The organism is Mycobacterium sp. TH-M82, assembly GCF_057473605.1.
Genome location: NZ_JBYCKY010000357.1, coordinates 1 through 1,464 on the forward strand (window position 1 = coordinate 1; position 1,464 = coordinate 1,464).

Annotated in this window: 2 protein-coding genes; both read left to right on the forward strand. The window is 64.8% G+C overall.

Annotated features, from left to right (window positions below; genetic code table 11):
* Positions 1–311 (forward strand): hypothetical protein (locus AC2VON_RS11030; protein ID WP_486952991.1); only part of this gene is annotated, 311 nt, incomplete at its 5' end.
* A gap of 7 nt (positions 312–318) precedes the next feature.
* Positions 319–690, forward strand: coding sequence for a hypothetical protein (locus AC2VON_RS11035; RefSeq protein ID WP_486952992.1), 372 nt, complete (start codon positions 319–321; stop codon positions 688–690).
* Positions 691–1,464 lie beyond the last annotated feature (774 nt).

Below are 1,464 nucleotides of genomic sequence, written 5' to 3' on the forward strand. Positions count from 1 at the left end.
AACGCCATGAAGAGGGTATCGCCCTGGCATCGCGTCTCATGCGCGCAACCGTCAAGTGCGGCGGGGACATCATCGCCGCCTTGGGCGAGCTGAACGCCTGGTTCGCTCTGCTCTCCGCAGATGAGCAGCACCAGTGCGCCGAAGAGGTCGAGTCCCTGATGTGGAGCGCGGCCGAACTCGGCGAGTACCGACGTCTTTTGGACAGCTTTCGTTCCTGGCAGGCCACCGCGCAGGCGTACTCCGCCGGCATGCCCCGTGATGACGATGACCTCACCTGGCTGTCCGACCTTACGGTGGTCGCCCGTCCGTAATTGATTCGTGCCCAAGCGCCAACAGCCGGTTCCCCGGCCACGCAAAAGAGCCGAATACGAGCTGCGCCATGCGACACGGGAAGCGGAGAAGGGCTGGACGGACCTGCTCGCCACCGCCCGTAACGCGGCCGTGGAAGCCTGGGACTTCCTCACCAAAACGCCGCTGGACCGCTGCGACCGCTGCCATCCGCTCAGAGGAGACTTGGCCACGGTGACCGTCCAAGGTGTGGCGCTCGGCCGATGGCAGTACGAGGTCACGGGCGGAGGCCGCATCTGGTATGCGGTAGGCGGGACCGCCGACAAGCGCAGCGCAGGGACCGTGTTCCTGGTGCGGGTCGCGACAGGTCACTCGAACGAGACCGTCAAACAGTTCCGGTAGCAGCGCCGGCAACATTGGCCCGGCCAATTACAGCGAATATGCTCGGCGACGACGCTTCTGGTGATGGTCGCACCGGCGGCACGGGCAGCAAGGAAGGATTCGCTTACCCGGTGGTGTTGGCCCTGCTGCTGACGTATGCCACCGGCGGCGACGGTGGGGCCGGCGGTGGCCAAACGCGCATCTCTGCAGCAAAGGCGTTGCTCCACGACGCTGCGGAGCTTCGCAGGGGTCGTAGATGGGTTTCCAGTGCGTCTGCCAGGTTCTCGGGTCGGCTGCGCGGTCGGGATGTGCCATTTCCTGGATAGCGCGGGCGGCTGGCAGGTGTTGCAGCGTGATCAGAGCGTTGGGGCACGCAAAGCAGGTACCGGTGATGGACTTGGTGCAGACAGTGCCTTTCTTCTCGTAGGGACTGTCGAGAGGGTCGCGGCACCCGGCGTGCGGTCCGTCGAGTTGGCCAGCCACCAGGTCGCTGGCGATGTCCGGGTCGATCCCGGGTGCGTCGACTCCGGCTCGCATGGCCTGTTCAGCGTCCGGGGTCACGATGGTGGGACCGCTGATGGCAAGTGCTCACGGAGTTCGGCAGAGATGAGTCGGCGCTCACGGCCGGGCTCGTGGACATGCTGCGGTCGATTGGGGCTCTACCGCACCGAGTGGTGCAGGCGGCACAACGAAGCTTCCGTGCCAAGGGGCTACCTGCGGTCTCAGATATGAAGTTGTCTGTACTCATTTCGTGGGCTATATGCAGAACTTCCAGACCAGCGACAGAACGTACTT